This is a genomic window from Microvirga zambiensis WSM3693 (assembly GCF_016735695.1).
In the GTDB taxonomy this organism is placed as follows: Bacteria; Pseudomonadota; Alphaproteobacteria; order Rhizobiales; family Beijerinckiaceae; genus Microvirga; species Microvirga zambiensis.
In genome coordinates this window covers 18,141-44,449 of the sequence record NZ_JAERQD010000048.1, presented here as the reverse complement: position 1 = coordinate 44,449, position 26,309 = coordinate 18,141, and the positions used below count along the sequence as shown (strand labels likewise).

The following is a 26,309-nucleotide window of genomic DNA, read 5'->3' as shown; positions in this document are numbered from 1 at the left end:
CGCAAGCGACCCTGTAGATAATGTTTGGGCCTTCCACCTGGGGTGTATCTCGTATTGAGGACGGTGAGGACCACGGCTGTGACCGCTGGATCCTGTGTTTGCTATGGGAGAGAACAATCCCGTTGACGGTGGAAGCCACCTGGCTCAATCTGACCGAAGCGCCGATCCAGCAAATCGACGCGCTGAGATCTGCTGGCCCAGTGCCCCTGCTGCTCCCCCACATAGGACGTTATCGGAAACAATCATCCCCGGCTTGCCACGTCGCTCGATCAGGGTTGTCAGCTCCCGGGCGACCCGTTTGCCTGAGATCGAGGTGTCGGGGATCGCCGCCAGGCACTCCCGTGTCATGTCATCGACGACGTTCAGGATGCGGAAGCGCCGGCCGTTCGCGAACTGGTCATGGACAAAGTCGAGCGACCAGCGCGCATTGGCCTTCGCCTCCACCAGAATGGGCGCTCGCGTGCCGACCGCCCGCCGACGTGCCTGACGTTTGCGCACGCTCAGGCCCTCCTCGCGGTAGAGGCGGTAGATCCGGTTGAGCCCCGCCGTCTCGCCCTCACGCCGAAGCAGCACGAACAGTCGCCGGTAGCCAAACCGACGCCGTTCCCGCGCCAGGTCGCGCAGGCGGCCGCGCAAGACGGCATCGTCCGGCCGGCATGAGCGGTATCGGATCGTGCTTCGGTCAGCCCCGATCAGGGTACAGGCCCGCCGCTCCGACAGGCCGAAGCCGGCCTGCAGGTGCGCGACGGCTTCGCGCTTCGCGGCGGGCCCTACCACTAATGGGATGACCTGCCTCGCCCTACCTCGTCGAAGGGGCATACGTGAGCACAGGAGGAAGACCGTGGCTAAGAATGAGCAAGTGAATGGCGCCGTCTATGGCGTTGATCTCGGGAAGACCATCTTCCACATCGTCGGGCTCGATGAGCGCGGGGCTGTCGTCCAGCGCTTGAAGTTCCGGCGGGAGAAGCTTCTGGCCTTCTTCGAGCAGACCGAGAAGGCGCTCGTCGGCATGGAGGCTTGTCCGGGTTCACAGTGGTTGGCGCGCAAGCTTCAGGCCATGGGGCACCGGGTGCGGATTATCCCAGCACAGTTCGTGAGGCCCTACGTGAAGTCGAACAAGAACGACACTATCGATGCTGAGGCCATTGCCGAGGCGGTGACACGCCCAACAATGCGCTTTACCCAGGTGCGCTCGACCGAGCAGGTTGACCTCCAGGCCCTCCATCGCATCCGGGACCAGCTGGTCACAAGCCGGACCCGGCTCATCAACCAGGCCCGCGCTTTCTGCATCGAGTACGGGATCGCAATCCGTCAGGGAGCTGGTCTCTTCCGCCGCGACCTGCCGCTGATCTTGGACGACGAGGCGAACGACCTGACCCCAGCCATGCGTCGGATGCTGCGGCAGATCTTCGACGATGTGATCCGGCTTGATCAACGGATCGCCGAGGTGACGCGGGAGGTGGAAGGTCTTGCAGCACGCGATGACCGGGCACGGCGCCTCATGTCCATCCCGGGCATCGGCCCTCTAGCAGCGACCGCCCTCCTGGCTGCCATTGGCGATGGCCGGCAGTTCCGACGCGCCCGCGATCTGGCCGCTTGGTTGGGCCTTGTCCCGCGGGAGCATTCCACTGGAGGCAAGACGACCCTGCTCGGCATCAGCAAACGCGGCAATCGTTATGTCCGACGCCTGCTGATCCATGGCGCCCGATCCTGTGTGATCCATCTTGATCGAGGCCGTGATCGTCTCGGCGGCTGGATCGATGCCCTGCAGGGTAGGATGCACCTGAACAAAGTGACAGTTGCCTTGGCCTCGAAGATCGCCCGAACAGCCTGGGCGATCATCACGCAGCCGGGCGCAATCTACGAGCGGCAAGATCCGGCCGTCGCCTGATCTGACGGTCTACGGAAAGCGAGGTTCGGGAGAGTGATGACGAAACAGTCGATCGGCGGATCGTAAGCCCTGTACAAAAAGGCGTGCTCCTGCACGAACCACTATCTGGGAACGATACGCGCGGATCTCATCATGGCCTGGCTGCAACCGCAGCTCACTTGCGAGAGGCCGGATACATTTAGGCGGACTACCATCGTCAGAACGATCAAGACCCTTGCCCGGGCGAGGCAGGTCATACATTTTTTGAGAGGAGATCGCGCAGAGCCGAGGCATCCAGCATGGATTCGGCTAACAGCTTCTTCAGTCTGGCGTTCTCGTCTTCCAGCGCCTTGAGGCGCTTGGCGTCCGAGACGTCCATACCGCCGTACTTGGCCTTCCAGTTATACAGGGTGGCTTCCGACATGCCGTGCTTGCGGCACAAGTCGGCCGCCTTTGCCCCGGCCTCCTGCTCGCGCAGGATCCCGATGATCTGTTCTTCCGTAAACCGTGAACGCTTCATGGTCCGTCCTTATGATGGGCCGGACTCTAACTCCAATTGGAGGGAAATCTCAGGGGCAGGTCAAGCACCACTGGCCCCGGACTTTGATATAGGTTTCATCAACATGCCATTTGCATGTAACATGCCACTTACGGCGATTGAACTGCTCCAGTAGGAGCGGAGCATAATGCACAGTCCAACGGTGGACGGTCGTGTGATCGACAGAGATGCCGCGCTCGGCCATCATCTCCTCAAGATCGCGCAGGCTGAGATTGTAGGCCAAGTACCACCGGACGCAGAGCAGGTCATCGATCGATCAAAATGCCGGCCCTTGAACACGCTACTCTCCGCTGTTGAGCCGGGCAGAATTAGCTGAAACTAACCGTTTGCGGATCCGCTTATTTTGATGTGCCATCGATTTTGCTCGTGCCAGCAACGGCGCTTATACTTAATTGCTCGTGACAGCAACGGCGCTCATACTTAAGGTCACATTTTAGTGCTTCGTAGTCCATCATCGACGCTGATGATTGGGAATCATGTTTTTGTTGGATATTTTCCGAAAAGAAGTTGAAAGAGAATCTCTCGAGGTGACCGTGTTGTGCTATATGTAGTGCAGCTTGCGAATAATTCTATCGCCTTCAACGGCGTCATTGACGCCGAATACTTTGTTGCCGCCGGCCTCATCGTCGCTGTCAAAAGCCCCGTCACCTCCGCCGAACTTACCCTTCGCGACCCTCTCAGCATCCCCCGGCAACTCCTAAGCGAAGCGGGCCGTGACTATCATCTAAAGTCCAAGCAAGAGCTCGCGAAGGAGCTCGCGGATCTCAAGAAGGCGGTGGCCGACGCCGCCGACTCCGCCGAGCGCGAGGCCAATGTAGTCCTGCTGAAGGAATTCCGCGCGCGCCGAGCCGCTTTGCGCGGGACGCTACAAAATATTGCGCTTACCGTTGAAGCTCATGGGGGTGCATCGTTCTTCGGCGTCCATACCGTAGGCAACGCCGCGCTCAGCGCCATCGCGGGCATCTATCCCGAGGCGCTATTCGAAGAAGGTGCTGCCGCCGGCGACCTCGTGTTCGTGGCGAAGGCCACGGCCTCGCTAAACATTAGTGTCAATGGTTATCAAGATGACGTCGGCGTAGCGGTTTCCATTCGCGTCACCCGTGCCGATGTGATCGACGCAATTCCTGAGTTCACCATCCCCGCGGCGGCATGGTCAGCCATGCCGAAGCTGGAGCTTGGATTTCCGCCCGCGCCGTTTCCAACGCTGTCCTTCGACGGTCTGACATTCCCCGGGCTCGATCGACTGTTCGCCTTCGCCATTCCGAAGTTGCAGGCGCCGCCCATCACCATCAACTGGAGCGGAGGTCCCCCGGAAATCTCATGCGCTGTGGCAGGTGGATCGCTCACCATCGCGACCGCGGCGGCGAAGGACGGCGACATAGCCTGGGAGACGACAACCCGATTGGCCAGGATCACCGGGTTTAGCTTTCGGCTAACGGCCGCGAGCCTCATGGTCACCGGCGAGATTGCGTCGGACAAGACAGCCCCGCCGATAAGGCGCACGATCGACGTCAACGATAGCCGCGTGCCGGTTATCCTGCGGGGCACGGCCGAGGTCTCCGCGGGCATGACGGGAACTTACAACCTAGCAACACGTGCTGGATCGCTTGGCCTCACCTCCACACTTAGCGTTTCGCGGTTGGAGATCGAGGCGCGCTCCGACCCCAGAGTCTTCCTCGCCATTAAGCTCAGCTATGTCACGACGTTCAATGGAACGAGTGGCAAGGCGTCGGGCCGCCTGACGGAACTCGCGGTTATCGAGCCGTATCCGATTGAGCTCATCGCAGCCGGCTTGCGCGAGGTTATCCCAGGCGTTTTGCGGCTCGTCGCGCTCATCAAGGCGCTCGACGCGCCCTCCCCTGATCTCCCGGACATGCCCGACCCGTCGCCGCTACTGAGGCGTCTCGCCGAATTCGCCGCGGCGATCGCCAGATGGGCGGCCGAGGCGGCGGGACAGGTCGCCAGCGCGCTTGCCGCGCTCGCGGAAGCAGTCGCGGAGATCATCACCCGCATCTTCGCTCTTCTCAAGCAGGCGGGCAGTACGCTTATCTCGCATATCGCTGTCGAAATCCGCCTCGACGCGGAGACGTTCGCGCTCCGCCAAATCTGGATCTCACCTCTTGGGCAGGACGACGACGGCGAGGCGGGCATAGAGACTGCCGTCGCGCTTGGTATAACCTTAAGAATACCCCGTAAGTGGAGGCCCGCGCTCGTATTAGATGTTAGCCAGACGCCGCTGATAGCATTGATCGTGCAGCCATCAGCACAGGCGGCGACCATTTCGACTGATCTCTGGTTCGACCGACCGGGCGCACCGGTCGAGGCTGTGCGTGATAGCAAACAGGACGGCCCTCCATCGGATCCGCTGATCACCGTCACCGCCGACCTGACTCAGCCGGCCGCTTTCGCGCTCGTGGCGATACAGGACGGCAAGGCGACGTTCTTCCGGAAGCTCAGTGATCCCCCTACTGTCGATGTCTTGAATGAAATTGGCATCGGACCGGTTAACTCAGCCCTAAACAAATACAAGCTCACCTTACTCAAGGGACCGCCCCTCTTCACTGTTTTCAAGGTCGGCGGAGCGGGAGACGATCTCAAGATCGGAGTGTCGCTCGCGAGCGATGCGAAGGATCGCGTCCTTCCCTTCCTGTCGGCACCAAGGCCGGATGACGCCGAGCAAGGATCAGGTGGCGGAGTTCTCGACAGCCTGAGCCAGTACATAAAGATCGCCGACCAACCTTTCGCGCCGGTCGTCAACACCAACTCTGTAACCTTGCCGATTCCGATCATCGTTAGCGTCGGGGGCTTCGAGTCGGCGACGACACTTATCCTCACGCTTGATCTGATGTCGCTTCATACATCCTTAAAGGCTGACAACAAGGTCGACATCACCGTCCCCGAAGCTGAGCTTGATAAACCGCGAACCCTGCTCGGCCTCGACGCACGCTTTACCTATGCCAAGGCAACCCCGCTTCCCGAGAATAAGTACAAGCTTTTTGTTCTCGACTTCAGTGGGGGCGACGTGCGCCTCTCGCTCGCCGAGGGCATAGATCTCGAGCTCTGGTACCGCCGTATCGCCAGTGAAGGTCGTGGCCTCGTTTTCAAGATCGAGGACTTCGCAATAGGTCGCCATGGGGTCGATCTCGAAGCGAGAGCCGATCGTGACGCCCCCGTAACCTTGGCGGGTGTCGAGGTGCCATTCCGCTTCGACGAAGGGGGTGTCTCGATCAAGGCCGGGCGGCTTACCTCCTTCGCCATCAAGGGTTCGGGGCAATTGCCGCCGGCTCTCATCGGCGAGGCGAATGTCAAGATCGCCATTGCCATGGGGCTCAAGGACGGGCGCTTGACGGTGCAATCGGCCGAAGCTCTTCTCGACAAGGGCTCAGATCCGATCGCCTGTGAGACGACCCGTTTTACCTTCACGCTCCAGAAGATCGAGCTTTTTGCGCGCGACTTTGGCGCCAGTGGCATTCATTTCTGGTTCGCTCTTACAGGCTCCGCCCGCTTCACGCCAAGTGGCGACGAGTTTGACGGCGGCCTCCTTCAGAATCTGGACGACCTCGAGATTGTTTTCGACAAGGCGCCGCTGACCACTAATGCCACGCTCCTGAGGAACTATCTCGACTTCCACATCGGCGTGCGTATGAAGCGCGCGGTGAATTTCTTCAACATCTTCAAATTCGAGCTCCGCGGCTTCGGATTGCACCCCTCCGTCGGGCGCTTCGGTGGGATGCCGGCGCTGTCGATCTCGGGCCAGGTGGAGTTCGTCAAGGCGGGCGATACGGTGAGCCCGAAGATTGACTTCCACAAGCTATGGATCGCTCCTCCCAGAGACGGAAGCGCGCTTCCACAAATCGCCTTCGACGGGCTCGGCGTCGAGATCAAGCTTGGCGCAGCGACGCTCGAAGCGACCGCCATCACCGTTGACGGCACGCTCCCCTCACTCGACCGCCAGCTCTCCTACCCCGAAGCCATCACGGCGCAAGGCTTCATGGCGCGCGGCCGCCTGCGCATAAAGGGCTGGGCGCCGCTCGCCGCGGCAATGGGATTTCTAGAACTCGATCGCCGAGAGAACGGTCTCCAGCATGCCTTCTTCGCTTTTGCGCAGCAGGAGGAACTGTCGATCGAGATACCGACGCCGATCGGCATGTTCTATCTCAGGGAAGTCGGTTTCGGCTTTGGCAAAAGTTACACGTTCGCTGGCCTCGTCGCCGCGGATTATGTGCGCAGTCCAGATCAACTGGTGGCAGTGCTCGATGATGTCTCAAAGCGCCAGGGCGAGCTCGCGACATTTTCCGCGTGGGCGCCGGAGCTCGAGGGAGACCGCTTTACGCTGGCTATGCGCGCCCTCTTCACAGTCGCGAGCGCCTCCAACTCCGGAAAGCTCTCGGACGAAGAAAGGTACCTGTCCAACCCGATTATGTTCGATGTCGCGGCGGCACTCCGATCCGATCTAACCTTCTTGATGACGGCGCGTGGCTGGATCGCTACCAATTATCATGCCTTCGTGAATGGCGAGCTCGAGGGCGAAGGCGCATCCGGCAAGGTCGTCGTCGCGCGCGATGACATTCGCACAAATCCGCCACTGCGCGGTTATCTCTATGTTTCGGCGCCACGCCAGCAGTTCCTCGGAAGGTTGGTCGCCGATGGCAAAGGTTACATCGGAAAGACGCCGGTCCTGCATCCAATACTGCGCGAGGCCATGAGTGGCGTGAGTTGGTCAGCCACGCTGTTCATTCAGCCAGGGCTGTTCCATTTTGAGATGGGCTGGCCCTACGAGCTCAAGTTCGAGTTCGCGAGGAAGATGGGAGCGGCCGAGATCGGAATACGCCTCGAAGGTGGCCTTGTATTCCGCATCGAGGACTCGGCGCTGCTCTATGGCGTTGCATTCCGCGGCTCGGGTTTCGCGCAATTGGGCGGCGAGGTCGGCGGGCGATCCTTCGGTGCGTCAGCGGTGGCGCGCGTGGATATGTATCTTGCCGCCAAGTTCATCGCCTATATCTCTTTGCGGGACCCCAACGAAACCCTATTCTACGGCGCCATCGACTTCGCCGTGACGGTGTCCATCCGCGTGCGGATCTGGCTCGAATTCGAGGTGTTCAGGGCCCGCATCCATCTTGAGATCGGGCTGTCCTTCAGCCGCACGGTAACGCTTGCCCTGGAACTCGCCATTTCTCCCCAAGAGTTGGGAGGCCGTGGCGTGGCCACCCTCACAGTGTCCGGTTTCGGCCGCACGCTCAGGCTCGGCGTCTCCTTGGGGATCAATGAAGGCGCGCTCGAGCGCGCCCGCGTCAAGGTCGAACGCTTTCTCGCCATTGGTCTCGACGCCACGGTGCCCGAGCCGGCCAAGGCTCTTGGTCCCGCGCCTCCGGCGTCCTCACCCGCGCAGGCCGCCGCCCAGGCTGAACAGCAGGCAGCCGTCGAGGAGAAGAAGCAGCAGGCGGCGACGGAAATCGCCGCCACCATCGAAACGTCCGAGATCAAGACGCCGTCGTTCTGGGCGGTGCTCTTTGAGGTCCCGGTCCCGGCGACAGACGATCGCGCTTTCGTCATGACGCTTATACCGCGCGATGAAACGCCCATGGGTGATCTGGGGCCTGTGGACGGCACCTTCTATCCACCACCGCCGCCGGTTGAATTGGACGATCCGAACGTGCCCAGCAGGCCTACCTTCTTTACCCAGCACGACTATGAATTGTCCAACATGCCCATCGACATCACCCGACTTCAGGGAACAGATGGGCTCGAGGAATCCGTTGGGAATGGCGGGCTGCAATTCGATGACAAGGCGGTGGTCGGCGTCAGCGAGGACAGCGCCGACGTCATCACATTGCCGAACATTCTCTATCACTGCTTCATTGGGGTCCAAAAGGCGGACCCGACCCTGAAATTTGTTGGCGACACACTTTACGGGGATAAGGTCCTCCTCAAACAGCCGCCACTCGCTGAGATCGCCGACACCCGTCAACGCCTGCCTCAGGATGAGGCCCGTGCCACGGAGACGTTGCGACGTGCCGCCCGTGATCAGATGATCGGTAAGGAGGAAAGCATCACCGACTATATACGCGCGGTCGAGGAACGCCGCTCAGGTATCATATCGGCGATCGGCGAGAGTGCCGCCGCTCTCGCCTCGGCGGCACTAGCCGGCGGGCCGAATGGCCAGCGATATACGTGGCCACGGCGCAGCAACGGCGTCGACGCGCGCGACCTCGGGCTCACATTTGTGGTCACCGAACCCGAACTCAATTCCCTGTTCCCCGGTATCGACAACCCCGACAAGCCAGTGCCATCGAAATTCGAAATCGCCGTGCGGTGTTCGAAGCATGGGCAGCCGCAAGACCCGAGACGCGTCCACCTTCTGAATCCGCCCGCACGCTTCTTCTCCGAGGCGCATCCAAGGCTTGCCGGACTTACCTGTGAACGCGGCAAAACCGGGATCGTGCTCGATTGGGACCTCGAGCCGCTATGGGAAACCTCGCGCGGCCCTTATCACGATCCAGAGTTCCTGCTGCGCCATTACCGGATCGAGCGGCAGGTTCTCGATGAGAACGGTGTCGTTTCCAGCTTCAAGCCCCACCCCGTCACCACGAAGGCCGCCGCTCCATTTCTCCTTTCGGAAAAGGGCCTTATTCAGCCCCTGCGCCAAGCGGCCCAACTCGTGGACGATCTCGCCGATATCGCCGCGGTCGATCCTAAGTTCGCCAATGTTCTGCTCCATCGCGGTGCCGATGCCCACTCGGACTGGGACACATACAAGGATCACAAGCTCCTCTACACCATCGTGCCTGTCGATATTGCCGGTTCCGAGGGACTGCCGACCCCGATTGAGTTCAGGCCCGAGAAGCCCGCGGCGACTGTGCGGCCGCTGCTCAAGGCCGAGATCATCTTCCACTACGAGCGTCTGGCTGATCCGATTGGGGGAGCGCATGAACCACCGCTCCTGCGCCTCTTCCTGCGCATCGACGACCCTCTCGCCCATCCGGCTGACAGCGCGTCAGGCGCGCAGCAAAGGCTGCCCGGAGAGAACACGGTTTATCATCTTTGCCTCCGTCGGGAGATAGCGGTGACAGGCGGCATCTACGGCGTCGACGCGCTAACGAAAGCGCGAGAGCGCCCGTCGCCGCAGGATTTCGCACAACCTGCCGCAGGCCGCGATCTCGATATATTCGTCGTGCTCAAGCAGCCCGAAACGGTCCTTCCCAATCTCGATGATGGACTCGGCCTTCGCTACACCGACGCGGATCGCTTCCAGCCGCTGGAGATCTGCAGGCAGACGAATAGCCCAAAATCACATCCGATCCGCGGCAAGGCGCGTTTCGAGTTGATCGGCGGTGACGGCAAGGGACCCGCGACCCTTGAGATGATCAGGGAACATCTCGGCGTCAATGATTCCTCAGGAATCAGCGCCGTGCGCGTCGCCGCTGAGCGCCGGAAGTTCGTTTCGCCGGTCGACCCGAACACCATTTTGGATACGCCCTCCGGCTGGCTCCCCGCCGACATGGCCCTCGTGGTGCTGGATCCCGACGCCAAACGCGAGCGCCCTCCGGTCGCGGTTGAGACTGTGGTGGAGACCTTCGAGCATCCGCGCCGGCTGCGCTTCGACGCACTGTCGCTTGAGGATCTCGATGGTCGAGCGGATCGCCTAGCGGTCGTTCAACCCGATCCGGACAAGTCTCTTGCGGACTTGATGGCGGCTGTAGCAGCGGCCGGCCAATCGGGACAGGATCGCCAGGCGAGGTCAGACGGACCGTTGCTGCGGCTCGTGGACCGTCAGCGGCGCACAGCGACACGCATCGCCTGGAACGCCAGACCTTCGATCGCCGTGACCGGAAGACCCGGTTTCGCCGACCCGATGAAGTATGAGAAGCTTATTGGTGGTTTCGACTTGTTTGAGACAAATCTAGCGGAGCTTCCGACCATTACGGATCTTCCCCGCTACGCCCGGCGCGTTGCCCGGGTGCAGCGCCTCCCCGAGACGTTGCGCGGCCTTGACCCCGCGGAGATCGGCGATTTCGGAAAGGTGGAAGCCTTCTATCCCAGCGAGACGGCGCGCGTGCTCGCTCAAAAGTCGCGCGCCGGCGGCGAAGGTCGCGCGCCTTGGTTCTCTCCCGCGGAGACGATCCTCGCTTGGCCAGAGATCGGCCCGCGTGTTTCCCTCGGACTCGTGCCTGTCCCAGCCGAACTCATGGCTGTCCTCGACAAGGGCCAGCCTCTCGAAATCGAGTTCTGCTTCAACAAGGGCGCGCCGCTAAGCCTCGACGGGACCGAAGACAGCGCCAAGGTAAGACTTCATTATGACGAAGACCATTTCGTCCAACTCATCGACATGCCCGGGATTCCCGGTCCCAAGCCTGGCACCGCGAGGTTCAGGCGCAAGGATGGAAGCAATTTCACTCCTGGCGCCCTCACGCACTTGTTGCGCTCGCTGTGGTGGTACGCCGACGACACGCACGCACAATCGATCAGGGACCGTTACGAGAGCAGGCCCTCGTCTTTCAAGAGCGTCACGGTTTCCCTCAGCGGCCAGAATGGATCACGAACGACGGGCAATGTCTCGATCGACGTGAATCTCGACCAGCCCCTTCATCCTTTCCTGGCGGACGTCATCGACTATCTGCGTTGGGAAATCCCCCCGGATAAACCGTCCTATCGCCGCTACGAACCGGTGCTTGACGGCCCGCCCCCCACCAAGGCGGAGACTTTCGAGGATTTCGCGAATGAGTTCCCGCCCGAGCGCGATCCTTATGGCTGGGCATTCCTGCGCACCGTCGGCCTCGCCACGGGTGTCAAACTCTTTGATATGGAGGCAGCCGAGTATGTAGCTCCGCAGCACGCGCTGAGGCTTGTCAACGCGGCGATAACAGCCATTGCTCCGCGCTACGTGAGCGCCGCCAATGTCAGGCCCTTCGTCGACGTCATGGCGCGGCCGGGTGGACTTTATGAACTCGCCTCATTCGACTCAGCTGTCCGCAAGGAGGTCACCGCAGAGGACACCCGCAACCTGCTTGCGCAGGAGGGCTTGTCGCTCATTCAGATATCGTTGCGGCCCTTGCCTGAAATGCTTCTCGACAAGACGCTTGTTGGCTATTGCCTGGTCAAATCCAACAAGGCCGGAGACGCCGTCATCGAGCCCCTACGATCGCTGGGCGGTGTCAGCGGCGGCGCTCTCTATGAGGTGCTCGACGTGGCTGGCGGCTTGGGAAGCTCACGCGTTGTCCGTGTGGCTCGAAGCGAAGACATAGTGGCGCGCACCGTCCTCGCGCCAGGTGAAGCGATCGAGACGAAGATAGCGATTTCCTCGCCGGGCCTTGGCTCTAGCATCGCCTTGGTCCGTGTCATTGTCGCCGGAACGGTCCGCTTTGACCAAGCCATGGCCAACCTCCAGAGCGAGGACCTCGTGGTCGAGCCCGTCTCCCGTCCCGCCGCCATAGTGCGGGATCCCGGCACTGAACCAGATCCATTCGGCCGCTTCGACTGGCTCGACCCGAATGTTCTCGATGTGCTCCACAAAGGCTCGGACAAGGAAGGCCTGGCTGTAGGACCCCAACCGAATGCGACGCTGAACATCAGGCTTTTGCTGACCTTGATCGCCCGCCGGTTCCCGAAGGTCGAGCGCGCAAGGCTGTATGAGGCTGAAACGCCGGAGGCGCGGCTTGATGTCTTGAAGCGACTCCAGCAGTTCAATGTGAGGTTCATGGACCTTGGCCCTGTCCATGCAGACGACGCACGAAAAATACCCTTCGCGCTCGCGACCGTGACGCGACCTGATCCTTGGCGCATAGCGCCGCGGGCCGACGGCAGGATGGATATTCTGATCGTACACGAGGATGCCTGGGCGCGGCGCCGGCGGTACGTGGTCCGGCCTTTTGGCCGCTACGAGAACATCGGCCACGCGACGCCAGACGATAATACCAGGATCGAGGTGCCCGGACTTGTCGAGATCGAGGCAAACGATAAAACCTTCGAGCACCGCAGCGTTGATGTCGTCCTGCCGCGGACCCATCCGATCCGTCCGCCCGTCATCCTGTCGGCGCGGCGGCTGGATGTCTGGCTCGACACTCCTCCGGGCGGCGACCCGAAGCAGCGACGCGAGGGCCGACAGCTTGAGATCGTGCTAGCCCGCCATTCCGAGGAAATCATTTCGGAATCGAACCGAGAAGTGTCGGACGGCTATCAGTTCAGTCATATAGGGCTGGAATTCTATCGCGAGTTCTCCGCCCCTCGCTGGGCTCGAGGCTTTCTGGCGGAAAAGGATTGGCCGCGGATCGGTGACCATGAACTGGTTACTCCATTTGGCGATGAGGGCGGCAGGCGCCCCCCGCCGCCGACACTGTCGTTGACCAGCGAGAAGCTTGCCGAGCCGAAGCTTCCGGCGGACATGCAGTTGCCGCTTCGCATCGCGGACGGTTGGAGTGGCATCTCAGCCGTCCGCACGGGCGATGTACCCTATTTCTATCGCCTGCACGCGCTCGCTCACGCCGCAGCTGGCGTCGTGGTCTCCGAGCCGTCAGCTGCGATGATCGCCGAAGGCCGCCCGACACCCAGGTTCCCTTGGATTGCGCCATACGTCGGGCATTCGCCCTGGCCGGTGCCCGAGGCGAGTTGGACCATGTGGATCGACGAACGGGACGAGAAGGCCGAAATCCGTGTCACGCTTCCCCTCACTCGAAATTTCGACTGCCTCTCGTCCGACGACTACGATCTTTGGCTCAAGGATACGACCTTCGACGCCAAGCGCGTTTTGCAGGTGCCGGATGCGATGGCCTCCTACGCGCTCGCTCTCGAGACCGACGCGACGGGCGGGTCGCGATCTGTCGTCGCCGAACTTTTCCCTAAGGTATCCGACGATAGCTCCGTCTACGCAGTGATCGCAGGCCTCACTCAATTCGAGGTCACCAACGTGGTCGAGACTTCCTTCATGGACAATCACTGGCAGGTGGTTGTGCCTTTCAGGAAGAAGGTTGAGACGCTCGCCGCCGCGGCCGCGCCCGTCATGACGCTCGGGGACGAGGGGCGCGCCTTGCTCGACAAGATGGAGATTGAAGTCGCCGGTTGGTCTCAGTGGGTCGCATGCGCGCCGAAAAGGCGAGCGCAGATCACAATCACACGGCCGGCGGGTACCCTCCACCCCGCCGGCGTGTCGACCATCGACTGGACGCCATTTATCACCGAGATCAACCGCCTGATCGCAATCTACGAAGCCTATCGCGAGGCCGATGCGGTCGTGACGGAACTCCGTCGACATGCTGCGGATCCCGAACCAGGCCGCAACCGGGATTATCACTGGCATTCCACACTAGGCCACGGGGATGCAGTCTCGGCGAGAGCTGGTGTCGAGGCATGGGCTGCCGGACTACCGCGCTCGTGGGAGACGGACGGTCTCTTGAAGCCAGCCACGGCTGGAGCCGAGAACGCATTTGTGGTTGAGCCCGTGATGGCCAACTCCGACTGGCTATTGCCTAGACCCAACGTCCGCGACGCCGCTGGACGCGCCGCCTTTTCTGACGTCCTGCGCCTACATACGGTGCCCATGCCGAGCACAACAGCAGCCGAGTTCAATGCCAAGATCTTCACCGCGATCCGCGCATCGATGTTCGCCGATGTGAGCAGCGGCGCTCTGGCAGATGAAACGAAACCTTTCGCCGGATTCGCTCCTCTGACGCGCATGGCGATCGATGACCTCGAACCCATCACGAGGCTCGATCCCCGGGACGTCGCTGCACCGTTCGAACTCCTGTTGAGTGCCGAGCTTGCCCCAAGCGGTGCTTGGGACGACGACAAGCGAGCAGCGCTGCGGGCACTGATCTCAACGCTCGAGGTAAGCGCGCTGCCTGGTCGCCTTCGCCCACTCTCGACACTTGAGGCAATCGATGCCGGCGAGGCGAACACCAGCTCGGACATCTCGCCCTTTACGCTTGTGATGCCGCACACGGTCAGGGCCGCAGTCATGGCTGAGCTCCGGGATTTCGGCAACAGACTTGGCTTGGCGCTGGACTTGGAGACCAAGGCCCTGACGATCCGCCGGCCGCCGAACGACGCCGAAATAGGCGCGCTAATCGATGAGCTAGACATGGCGGATAGGCTTAAAGGCGGAGCTGCAATCCTCGCGATGGCGCAGGATCAGGCGCTCGGGCCACACCGCAAACTGATCCTCAATCTCTACCGCGGCTTCGCGCTTCCACTGTCGCACGAGGTCGAGAGGAGCCAACCATGAGCGACTTTCGCGCCATCAAGGTCATGTCGCGCACGAATTATCAGCTTGAGCCGGATCTGGCATCTCTCTGGGAAGCTGATCTCGTCGTCGGCCTGTTGAATGCGAAGGCCAAGGTGTCTCCCTATCCGCTACGCGCCGCCGCGTTGAGGACGCTGGCCCAGGACTTCCAGGGCTCCACCCTCAGGATCACTGAGCCAAAGAAACATACGCTGACCGACTACCGGCAGCCGCGTCTTTTCCAGGCGGCAATTCGTCCCCGCATGGCGGGCGATGGCGGCGGCGACAACCCTCGCCTGCGCATCGGCGACAAAAAGAACCTCGTCATCAAGGCAGCCTCGCCCGCATACTCCGAGACAACGGTCGCGCCGCGGTTTGCGTTAAACGAGAAAGATACAAACGATATCGAAGCCGCGCCTTTGACACTCGATTCGGGCGCTATCGAAATCGCCATTCCTCGCACGGGTTCCGTGACCTTACGCAAGTGGCTGCAGCTGGGCATGGACGGCCGCGCCGAGAAATGGGCGCCCAATGACAAGGTGGTCGGCCTCTTCGGCAAGGGATCCGACATCGCGGTCCCGGTTGTTGTGGCAGAAAAGGCAGCGCGTGTCCGTCTCGCTCCCGATGGCATCGAGTTCGACGCAGTCGTCAAAGATCCGTTCGATGTCGCGTCAACTCCGCTCATGCTGACGCTTCTGTTCACATACGACACCTCGAGCGGCCTTGGCATGTTCATCTTGAAGCCAGTTGGTGGTAAGGACATGCCGACGTTGCGGGCGAGCTTTGATCGTCTGATGACGGCTTTCGGCCGGTTTCATCAATCGCCCATCGCTGTGAACGTGGCACCCGGGCCGTGTCCGATATTTTGGGTTTTGGCTAATTCAAGCGGTGTGCTCACCACCGGTCGGGACTCGATCCAGGTCGAGCCCAGCGCGCTACGCGTTACCTTGACCACCGAACGCACGGACAGTGCCGCGATACCTTCGGTATGCCGGATCAACGTTGGCACCGCGAGATTGACGCTAAGCGAGCTGACAATCGAGAGTCAAAGTGTGACGCTAAAACGGGCCGCAAGCGTCAACGTGTATTGGCAATCGGCGGCACCCGCTGTCCTTGATTTCAGTCTCGTCAAACACGCCAATCCGGCGGATCCGGTGCCGCTGATCGCCGAGACCGACGCGTTTGGCAAGGAGTTGCGCTCGTTGTACACCGCCGCCGGAGCATGGTCTGAAGATAAGGACGCGCCGCTCTATGCCTTCATCCCGCTCGAGCGCGGCTTCCTTCAGCTCCCAACGCTGCGGCACGATCCCAAGGCCGAGATCAAGGACCCGCCGCCGACCCCAGCGCTCAATGGCCTCGTCCGCATCCGCGCGAACGACATCAAGCCCTCGGAGCCTGACATCCAAGTGGTTGCGGCTGAATCAGCGTTGATCAGGCTTACCAAGACTAGAGTCGGGGCGAACGATTTAGCTGTCGAGGCGAGGCTCATCGGCGCCGTCGGCACGCTGTCGGGCACGCTCTTCGCGGCAGCATCAAGCCCAAGCCCCGAGAATATCCTCCCCCGATTGGATAGCGGCCCAATCGCCGCGAGACCCCTCGATCTGATCTTCGGCGACGACAACGCTGTTGGCTGGCAGGTCGATCATAGCCCCGTGAACACCGCCAGCCTCAGAACCACGCCGGCTGAGATCCGCGTCGCGATCACCGGTCCGGAGTTTCCGGATGATTCGGAGGTGGCCGGCTGTAATCCGAGGGTCATCGCTTGGCTGGCGCATCCGTCGATGGCGCTCCTCTCGGCGATGCCGGCGACACGCACACGGGCGAGCGCCGCCCTGCCGCTTGAAACGAGAGATCTGGTGCCGCATGAACATGTACTGAGGAAAGCAGCGCCCCTGACTTTGCGTGGGCGGTTCGGCGACGCATCGTCTCCCTCAATATTCCCGTTTCTCGGCGGACTTGCCGCGAGAACCGCGTCGCTTGGATGGCCCTGGCCCACGGACGACGGCAACGGCGCTATGGAAGCCAGCGAGGGCCTTAGCGCCGTTTCACTCGTTTCGCTCACACTTCCCGGCGTCGAGTTTCGTCCGCCTGACCCGAACGGCTTCAGCTTCGCATCGCTCGAGGGCTCGCTGCGATTTGACCTGCCGATACTGGGCGAGCTTTTCGCGTCGGCCAATCTCCCGAGCCCGCCGGCTGCGCTTGGCGCTTCGCGCCAAGCGAGCGACCCCGCGCCGACCGCGCTCCAACCGCTCAGTCTCGCGGAACGGTGGACCAAGAACGCTGGACGCTTGTCGCTCACGCGCACAATGAACGACCGCGTCACCGGCTGGCACAGTCTGGAGACGGTGGCCACAGTCGCCATCAAGGGCATCGCGGAGCCATATGTGTGGAATACCCGCGTATCGATCGGCGAGGGGAACGACGCGCTGCCGCTCGGCGCTTATCTGTTGAATGGCGAGCCGGCCGCGGGCAGCGTCGCGCTCGCCGGCCTACGAAAACACTTCAAGATCACTGACAGCGAACTTGTGGCCCTGCCGGATGCGACGGGGAGTGAAATTTCCGTCACCGGCTGGTCCGTGGCGTTGCGCCACGATGGCGATTATCAAATTGACACGCGCGGCATTGGGCAATCCCGAGTTCCCGACCATACTTCGTCGGGCGATGCCATCGAATGGCGCAGTGTGAAGTATCAAGAGACCACCGCGCCGGCCGAGCACCGGGTCGCGGCAAGCGCGCCATCACTACCCTTCGATTTCGACGGGATGGCTTGCTGTGTCCGATTTAGGGACCTGCCAATGGTCGAGGGAGGTGGCGGCTTTGCCTTCGACGTTTCATCTGGGATCGAGGGAATCGCGCGACCGGACGGCACTGTGTTCTGGCGGGACACGCTCCCAAGGGCCACCTATGAGTGGAGTGTTTTCGAGCGTGCCGCCGACGGTGTGCCTGGGTCGTTCGTCATCAAGCTGGGTCCGCTCGTCTTTCGCCCGCAGCGGCTGGCCAGCTTGACACTCAGGGGCGATCGCACCAAAGCGACACTCTCGGGGCTCACCGTCGTCGGCAATATCGAGCCGCCCGCTACGGCGCTGATAGAGGACGAAGAGGCGCCGTTCGTCGACGACGAACCCTATGCGAGCGGCAGTCCCGTTGCCTTGGAATTTTCGGTCGACCAAGGCAAGGCGACGCTGCTAACTGTGAAGGCCGTCGCGATCACCGCCGACGCGATCACCATCGGCGCGTCTCCCGCGACCGTAGCGTTCGCGCTTGAGGCGCTGCCACTCTACGGCCCCGAGCCAGCCAAGGCGGCGCCCGCAGATCGTCAACGTCTGTCGATGACGCTTGAACTCAGCCTCGCAGCCGCTGGAGGGAAGCTGGCGGCGGTCACGGCGAGCGGGAGAGTCAAGGCGAAGCTCTTTGGCAATTCGGTGGAACTGCTGTCCGGCGATGTCGGGCTGACGCCAACTGCGTTGACGCTCACTTTCGAAAACGCACCGGACCCGAAGCTTCGCTCAGGCCTCGCCATCGACAGGATCGTCGCTGGCTGGGGAGACATCAGGAAGGGCACTGAACCGACGATCAAGATGCGTGGGACTGTGTTCGTGTCCGCCGGTCCGGCGCACTCCCCCTCCTCACCTGCTCCAACCTTGGCCCGCTGCGCCCTGGTCGAATGGACTCTCGGCGAAACCGCGCGGTGGTTCGGGGCCACGGCAGCAGGAGAGGCCAGGATCGATCACAGCGAGGGCTCGCTGACCTTGGAGGTGACCCGGGATCTCGCATCCTCCGATCAGTTCCTGGCAGGATGGCCCCTCGATGGCGCGACGCTCAAACTCGCCTTGGCATGCGCGGTCGAACAAAGCCATCGACCCGAGAAGTGGCCGATCGCGAATCTCCTTGCCGGTTTTGCAGAGATCAGATGCAAGCGCGACAGCGCTCATCCACTGCTCGATATCCGCCACAGATTGTCGACGGACGATCATCCGATGGTGTGGGCCTCGACGCTGTCGGTAACGTCTCAGCCACTCGCCATCACGAGCGCGGTCGCTTGGCCGATCGAAAGCCTGAGCGAGGCAGCGCTCCCCAGTGGCTCCTTTGCCGCGAGGTCGGACGATTGGCGGGACTGGCAGACCGACATCACGATCGCGCACGACAAAGGGACTTTCATTCACAAGGCGGCAATCGGACTAATTGATGTCGAGCTCGAGGCAGGCCGGTTGAGGCAGACAGGCGACAGCATTGAATTGGGGCGCGCGTGGCCATTCACGGCGCTCGTCTCGCACGAGCTGCGTCGCGATGCCAATACGGCCTTCAAATGGACGACGCTCGACGAGGTTATGATCGCCAGCAGCAGCTGGTTCGTAAACCGGTGCATGGAGGCTTTAGAGCCGAACACGGCCTCCGGCCATGCGTTCGCGGCACGCTACCAGGATGACATCGCACTTGCCCAAGCCGATAAGCTATTCGCGCCGAGCGCGGGCGTACTTATCAGGGCATTGGCGCGGGCGGGAATACCCACCTACGAGATGGCGAAGGCGATAGCTAAAGAGGAGCAACCGAAGGGTCTCCTGATCGTCGGGGCGTCGCTGATTGACGTCGAAACCGCGGCCAGCGACGGATCCGCCCCCTCCAAAGGCGTAACGCTCGCAATGCCTTGGCTGGCACCGTTCGAGAGCGGCTCTAGCCTCGGCGTGCTCAGCAACATTCCTCAATGCCCCCTCGCGGCGCCGCTCAAGCTGTCAGTCTCGACCTACGATCTTGCTGGCGCCTATCCGCATCGGCTCGACACCGGGAGCGTGGTGCCGTTCGCGGCTGGTGACGGATCGGTCCGTACGCTGACGGCGTTGCGTGATCGTCTCGTGGGCGAGCCCATCACGCCCTTCACACCTGTCTCGCAGGCGATCATGTTCGGCCCGGAGGACGGCAAGCCCGTCGATGAGCCCGCCGACGCCAAGGCATGGCTCGCGCGGCCGATCTGGCTGCGCACGCTCGCCGCCTGGAAATATGTTCTCAAGCAGCCGGACATCGGGAAGGCGTTCCATGGCCGGGTGAGGACGATCCTGGTCGCCAAGGCGCCAGAGGATGCCGACGGCAAGTACCGCTCCTTGCGCCTCGCGGTCACACATCGCGGCGACGAGATCGCGCTCGCCGCCGCCTCTAGCATCTCAAGCGTTGCGGTTCCGCACGCCAATCTCGTCGTGCTTGCCGCGGATCGAGTATCAATCATTCCACTCACAAGTGGCGACGCATCGCTGTTGTCGGCCAACGCGGCGAGCGGCGCGGATCGAGGACGGCTGGCGCGCCTAACGTTCTCGGTTACGCCCGAGCCACTGGCTATTCTCGCCGCCCGGATCATTGACGGCGCAGAGGAGCATGGTCATCTCACTCATGAGCACATCGCGTTCCTGACCCGGCCGGCGATTCTGCGCGAGCTTCCTGAGTCCCGCGGCCTACGCAATGCCGGGCGCACGCTGTTTGCGTCCCCTGCTCTCGCCTGGCCGCGCGAAGCCGAGCGGCTCGCTGCCAAGGCGACAACCGCCATCGCGCTCGGCGAGCAGCGTGTTATCCAAGACAGCGATCACAGTTGGTCGGGAGAGGATCGAAGCTTCTCCGTGCCGGCCCGCACCTTTTCGCTTGACGAGAAGTTCGAGTCCGCGAGCGTGCTGGCGCTCGGTCAACGAACTTTGTTTCGGCGGTCCCGGGAGCGCCTGTTGGCGCCGGCGGACCGCGCCCTCATCCCGATACCGCCACGTCCACGCGTGCCGCTGCCAGACGCGACGGCGAAAGCGCTCATGCCTCTTCGCCTCGATACTATCGACGGCACGAAGGAGAAGGCCATCGCGGCCATTCAGCCAGGGCCATTCGAGGTCATCGCCACCGGGCGCCGGCCGGGCACCCTTGCCTTCCACCACGAAGGGCTCATCCTCGCGAAAAGCGCGACGCCCTTCGACGGCGTCGCGGCGCGTTATGGCCGACCAGGTGATCGTGGCCCAGCCGTGTGGCGCCAGACACGCGCGCCTCGATCGACCGTATTCCAGGATGTCTCCGATCTCGACCGCCGCCGCGGCACATTCCTCGCCCAGGACATCGTCGATGACGCTCTGAAGGGGAAAGGCGCGGTGCTGGAAAAGGCGGTGATCGCTGCAGGATCGCTCGCCGTGCTCCGCTATACGCCTGAGCCAGCGGATCGGACGAAAGCGATCATCCGCAGCCTCCTGATCGTGCCGGTCGCAGAATTTCTCGGAGTCGCGGAACTACCGGATACGATCGACCTTCGCGTCGAGGCACGAGACGATCCGTGGGCGGAGGACCCCGCCTCGTCCGATCCTATCGCGGTACTCGCCCGTCTCGGTTTCCTGAGCGGCGCCGCGACCGGCCTGCGCGCGACATTGATTGTCGGTTCGCGGCGGTTCGGCCTCTCAAGACTCGGGTGGGTCAGGCGCGTGACACTAAAATATCGCCAGGTGACGCTGTCCCTGTCGCTCGGAGCGGAACGGCAAGCGGCGGCACAGGCGTTGGGCAACGCGACCGGGGACACGAAGGTCTCGATTCTCCTCGATCCCGGCGACCCAGCGCCAGCGCCCAACCCCCACGTCCAGCATGGCACGGTGGATCTAGCGATCGACCAACGCGCCGGCTTGCTTCCCGGACCGAGCCGCGTCCTGTCGCTTCCCTTGCCGCTCTCGCCCGCGCTCCGCTCATCCCTGCCGATCAAGCCCGCGACGGCGGCGTTTGGCGATCCAAGCTATGACCGCGCTCTTGCTAGCAAAACGGTCAGCAATCGCGGCCCGGGCTCCGTGCTACTCGCCATCGATCGGATCGAGTACGACCCTTCCTCGGCGCTTCACGTTGCCGCTGGCGTTGTTGACCCCGGGCGAGACAATCCAGGTGGCGACAGGGATGTGACCTGGGCTTCCGTCCAGCCTTGGGGTTTTAGCCTCGGATTTGATCTGGTGCGCAAATCCGCGCCCGACTCGCCGGCGCTTCCCTTGCGGATCGCTTCCGTTGTAGCGACTGATCCCGATGCTACTCGTCCCCGCTACGCCGTCGACGGTGGCAAGGCATACGCGATCGCCGTCGCCGACCTACGGGTCTCTGGTGAAGCGATGCCGTTTGAGCCAGGCGATCGCATCATCGTCACGGCCTATTGGTTGGCGGTCTCAATCAGCGTCGCCGCCACGGTCGTGGCGGAACCGGTTCTCGCGCCACCGCCCTCGGTGTTCGGGGTCGCCACGCGTGACAATGCCTCTGGGCAAGAGCGACTGACGAGCGCGCTCTTCGCCAGCGCGCCTCTGCCGCAGTTCGTCGAGTATCCCGATCTCACAGGCGACCTTGCGCGAGGGATGGTGCGCAGGCGCGGTCTCTTCGTGTGGCAATTTGTCCCCCGCGTGCGCCTAGCCGGCGGGGAAGAGACCGCGGCCATCATCAAGATTGACAGAACAGGTGGCGGCCAGTCGCCGGACGGAATTGAGGACTTCCTCAAGCCAACATTCTGAAAAGCATACGCGGACTTTTTGACAAGGAGGATGAGAGAGACCATGTCCCGTAGGACAACCAAGAATGCCCAGAAGGAATTCACCCGGCGCGTCGGAGCCGACCTCATCATCAGCGCGCCAGTTGATTTGACGGCCGATGGCAGTGTCACAACCGGAAACGACCGCCTCACATTTGACGGTTATTCACTCGTGTGGCACGGCGCTAGTCCGAAGACGTTCACGGCGTTTTCTGGTCTTGCCGATGAATCGGCCAAGGAATCGGCTCCGGATGAGGGTCCCGTCCCGCAAGGGAAATATGCCATCGAACCTTCGCGAATTGAGAGATCCCCCGAACCCGAAACCGCCTGGGGAAAGAAACGCGTCGCACTTGAGCCATACCGTGCTACCGTCGACAGGATGACGGACTGTTTCGGCGCCGTCCGCACCAACATGTACATCCACGGTGGAACCGACGTGGGGACCATTGGTTGCGTCGAGATCAAAGACGACGCGGAAGAGAAGGCCTTCTTCGAGAAAGAGTATCAGCAAAACAGGGGCCTCGACGTGAATGGCGGAGGGACGGTTACAAAAGCGGAAGCTCCGGCAAAGGTCGCCGACTACCTCGTCAAGGGAATGGAAGCTAGCAATCTTGGATAAACGCGCACACACGTACGAGTGGCTCCAAGAGCCGGAAGCACCCGCGATTTGATCTATTGTGGAGTCAAACGCCGCAGAGAGTCCGGAGGATACCGTGTCAGGATTTGCACAATGGCTCATGCCGCAGAGCAGCGCAGAGAGCCCTGAACTGCATTCGCTAAAGGGCTTCGCCAAGGCCAGAGCAGAGGTGTGGCCGTACCACAGCGACCTCATCGACGATTACGTCCAGGTTGTGGCATCAGCAACCCCCGACGCGGACCGCGCCGCGCTCCTGAGTACATTGTTTAAAGTTTACCAGAAATGGTCATCCACTGCCGGGTCATCCCCTCCCCGCCAATCTTGGACGGCTAGCATCGGGCCCGGATCGGTGCTGCTGGCGGCATCCGGCGCCATCGTTGCGGGGATCATCGCATACGGGATATTCGCGGGCGATTTTCTCGCCTCGCTGGCCAAGCCTGAACACGCACGGGGTCTAATCACCTTCCTGTTCGCATTCTCGGCTATTGCGATCATCTTGGTCATTGCGATTGCGATTTTCTGGGTCAAGAAGGAAGAGATTGACGACCGCTTCGGGAAGGCCAAGGACCTTCTGACGATCGTTATCGGCGTCTTGGGTACGATCCTCGGCTTCTACTTCGGCTCGCTGGCGGGAGGTGAGAACGGGGACGCAAGAATGCCCAGCGTTGCCAATGTCACCGTTTCGAATCCGATCCTCACTGCAGGTGACAGGACAACGATCTCAGCGACAGTTCTGGGAGGCCCCCCTACCAGTACGAGATCGTGTTCTCGGATCCGACCGGTATCGTTTCGGCTCAAACTATGAACGTCTCTGCAAAGAGATCGGACGTTGGTGGGATCTCTGAGACTGTTTCGGCCCCGAAGACATCGAAAGCGCCAGCGTCAGTCATGTTCAGCATCATCGCGAAGGACGCGAAAGGTATTCAGGCCCAATCGTCCGGGACGCTGATTGTACAGCCCGCCGCAGTGACTGGGTCAATGCCACAGGCTCCGGGCAGTCTCCAGCCTCTAATAAACGGCCCCTCGGGAGCGACAGGCCTGTCTACCACCGAGGTGCCTGCGACACCGGGTCAGCCGACAGCAGCAAGCCTGGAGCCATAGACATCGCGCCGAGCGGCGCAGGCGTGGTCCGCGGCGGCATGACATTGCATCGACGGAGATGATGGTGGCGAGAGAGTTCTTGGATCGGCAGTTGGAACACTGGGCACTGGTTCGCAGGACCGACCAGCCGAACAGCCGCCTAGCAATCTTCGTCCATGGGTTCCGTGGCGGCTATTTGAGCACATGGGGACGGCTGCCGGATTGCCTTCGAGATTTCTCAGATAACCATCCGGTGTTCGGATCCTGGGACTACTTGTTCATTGGTTATCAGACGAGCTCCATCGCAAGCTTCCTGCGGATCGCCGAACTGATTGCCACCCAATGGCAACGAGCTGCCGAAGGAGAGCCGCCGTTTCTTCAGCGATATGCGAAGCTGGCACTGTTCGGCCACTCCCTCGGAACGCTGGGGGTTCGGCAACTCCTGTGCGCGACATCCAAGCAACCTTCCGGGTTGATCAGCGCACTGCATTCGGTTGTGCTGTTTGGTAGCCCACTCAACGGCAGCCCTCTTGCCCCATTTGGAAGGGCCTCAAGAGTTATCGATATGTTCCGCGGTCCGGCAGCTCTCCTGCCAAGCAGTTACGCCATTGCCGATGCATTGAGGCCGGACAGTCCACATATCGAAATGCTACGCACGTGGACGGCAACCATCCGCCAGTATGTTCGCTTGCCTGATCCGCTCGTAATCCAGGGGACCGACGACGCCGTCGTCGGCACCTCAGGGAGCCACATGCAACCTTGGGACGGCGATCGTCTGGGAGTAACGGCTCTCGACCACAGAGATCTGAGCAAGATTTATGATCCTGGATGCTGGGCCAACTCGTCCTTCGTCGACACGCTCCATGGTGCACTGAAATGACGTCCATGCTGAACCCGAGCCAGGAAATTGCAGAGCGGCTGAGGGGGATCCAGGTCGGACCTTGGTCCGATCGGGCCTTGCTCGCAGAACAGGAATTCGGGATTGATCCCTTTGGCTTTGAGATTTCAGGGGGCAGTCTCATTAATCTGACGGGACTGGACCTGAATCCGAGGGACAGTGAACGGCAAGCTGCTATCGCGGAGATCCTGAAGCCTCATTGGGAACAGCGAGTCCAGGCTGTCAATGCTCAAAGGCGTGACTCTCTCGACGAGGCGCTGGGTGTATTGAATCTCTACGAGCTCGCTATTGAGACCGGTTACCTCCGAATCTCCGATGTGCGGGACGATGCGCGAAGCCGACTGGTGCGGCTCCTCTGGTCGGAGGGGGCCAGACGCTACGTCCGAGACTATAACTTTCTAGGTGTAGCCATCCTGGCGAATCGCGTTGATGTGGATCTCGGGTTCGGTCCCGTGAACCTCCCTGGAGCCATCACTGGTGCCGAACAGCGTTTCGCCACCTTCCTGTCGGTCCTGAGATCCTGGTACGAGGTGGAGTCGGTCAATCAGTGGCTCGGCATGCTTGACGATTACCAGGTGATCGGTGGCGACCAGGAGGTTTTTGCCAAGTTCCTGGCCGGACAGGACGCTTCGACCCGGTATGGGGACTTCCTCCTCAGTCTCCTGTCTGGCGCTGTCGAGTTCATGAGGTCTCTCTCGTCGCTGACCAGCATCCTGTCTGTTGATGAACGTCCGTCGTATGGTACGTTTTTCGCATACTGGCTCGCTCGCTTCTTCGGCAACAGTTTCGGTCGAAACAGGTTTCAGCACCAAGAGAATCTTAGAGACTGGTCGGAGTGTATTCTTGCCACCAGCCTGCTTGATAAAGCGAGTGACGAGTTTCTTGCCATTAAGGAATGGATCGATGACATACAGGAGTTGTGGAAGGCGGCCGCTGATTTCATCGATTTAAATCGCAGTGTCTTCGCCAGTGAGCAGGAGTATCTGGTGTCTTTGAAGATCCACGCAGACCCGAACATGGGAGTAGTGGTTTTTCGACAAGACCGGGGCAAACCACTCAGTGTGGTCTTCGACGGGCATTTGAATGAAGTTGGTGAGATAACCGTGAGGGTTCGGGTCGGAAAATACGCTATTCACAATGCTGCATGGGGTACGACTTATATTCAGGTGGACGAGGCCTCCTACCCCGAGCTCTCGGTGCAATTGCCCCGACCAAAGTCAGGCGGAGAGCTTCGACAGGGGATGCACTAATGTGGATTCAAGACAGCAGGACCGGGAGCGAATGTCCATTTGGCGGGGATCCCGTAACTCGGCAACGCGATGCGGTAATTGTGAGTCTGACCATGGTGAGAAGATCCTCGCAACACTTGCTCTGACTGTACACGGCGTCGTCGCGAGAACGACAGGCGAGCAGCAAATACGATGTCGTTCTGGCTCGCTAATGCGGTAGTGACCGTACTCTGCCATTGCCCCCGTCTAGGCTCGGAAGAGGCGCCGGGTGCGGCAGGAGATGAGATGGCGTTGGAGATTAAAAGAGTTGTGCTCGGTGGA

At 61.5% G+C, this 26,309-nt stretch carries 7 protein-coding genes and 3 pseudogenes; 7 read left to right on the top strand and 3 right to left on the bottom strand.

Going from position 1 to position 26,309, the window contains the following annotated elements:
• Positions 1-228: 228 nt before the first annotated feature.
• Positions 229-777: pseudogene (locus JKL46_RS26205) on the bottom strand (DDE-type integrase/transposase/recombinase); the annotation flags it as partial.
• A gap of 64 nt (positions 778-841) precedes the next feature.
• On the opposite strand from JKL46_RS26205, the gene JKL46_RS26200 reads away from it, so the two are divergent.
• Complete coding sequence (locus JKL46_RS26200) at positions 842-1,891, top strand: IS110 family RNA-guided transposase (RefSeq protein ID WP_425493304.1); 1,050 nt, start codon at positions 842-844, stop codon at positions 1,889-1,891.
• Between the two features lie 235 nt (positions 1,892-2,126).
• Here the strand turns inward: JKL46_RS26200 and JKL46_RS26195 are convergent.
• Both JKL46_RS26195 and JKL46_RS26190 read right to left on the bottom strand, forming a co-directional pair.
• Positions 2,127-2,390 (bottom strand): annotated as a pseudogene (locus JKL46_RS26195) (transposase); the annotation flags it as partial.
• A 67-nt stretch (positions 2,391-2,457) separates the two neighbouring features.
• Positions 2,458-2,678 (bottom strand): annotated as a pseudogene (locus JKL46_RS26190) (IS6 family transposase); the annotation flags it as partial.
• A 301-nt stretch (positions 2,679-2,979) separates the two neighbouring features.
• Here JKL46_RS26190 and JKL46_RS26185 point away from each other — a divergent pair.
• From JKL46_RS26185 to JKL46_RS26160, 6 genes are all read left to right on the top strand, one after another.
• Complete coding sequence (locus JKL46_RS26185; protein ID WP_201838805.1) at positions 2,980-14,643, top strand: hypothetical protein; 11,664 nt, start codon at positions 2,980-2,982, stop codon at positions 14,641-14,643.
• On the top strand, positions 14,640-22,127 hold the full coding sequence (locus tag JKL46_RS26180) for a hypothetical protein (protein ID WP_201838803.1): 7,488 nt from the start codon (positions 14,640-14,642) through the stop codon (positions 22,125-22,127). Before JKL46_RS26185 ends, JKL46_RS26180 begins: the two co-directional genes overlap by 4 nt.
• A 42-nt stretch (positions 22,128-22,169) precedes the next feature.
• The gene (locus JKL46_RS26175; RefSeq protein WP_201838801.1) at positions 22,170-22,763 is read left to right on the top strand and encodes a DUF2778 domain-containing protein; all 594 of its coding nucleotides are present in this window, start codon (positions 22,170-22,172) and stop codon (positions 22,761-22,763) included.
• A 94-nt stretch (positions 22,764-22,857) separates the two neighbouring features.
• Positions 22,858-23,586: a hypothetical protein gene (locus tag JKL46_RS26170; RefSeq protein ID WP_201838799.1), complete on the top strand. Its 729-nt coding sequence runs from the start codon at positions 22,858-22,860 to the stop codon at positions 23,584-23,586.
• A gap of 375 nt (positions 23,587-23,961) precedes the next feature.
• Positions 23,962-24,741, top strand: a complete 780-nt coding sequence (locus tag JKL46_RS26165) for a hypothetical protein (protein ID WP_201838798.1) — start codon at positions 23,962-23,964, stop codon at positions 24,739-24,741.
• On the top strand, positions 24,738-26,009 hold the full coding sequence (locus JKL46_RS26160) for a hypothetical protein (RefSeq protein ID WP_201838797.1): 1,272 nt from the start codon (positions 24,738-24,740) through the stop codon (positions 26,007-26,009). The genes JKL46_RS26165 and JKL46_RS26160 overlap by 4 nt, the downstream gene beginning before the upstream one ends.
• Positions 26,010-26,309 lie beyond the last annotated feature (300 nt).

Excerpts from the sequence above, each read along its gene's own strand:
- JKL46_RS26175 (WP_201838801.1), top strand. The coding sequence starts at position 22,170 with ATGTCCCGTAGGACAACCAAGAATGCCCAGAAGGAATTCACCCGGCGC.
- JKL46_RS26180 (WP_201838803.1), top strand. The coding sequence starts at position 14,640 with ATGAGCGACTTTCGCGCCATCAAGGTCATGTCGCGCACGAATTATCAG.
- JKL46_RS26160 (WP_201838797.1), top strand. The coding sequence starts at position 24,738 with ATGACGTCCATGCTGAACCCGAGCCAGGAAATTGCAGAGCGGCTGAGG.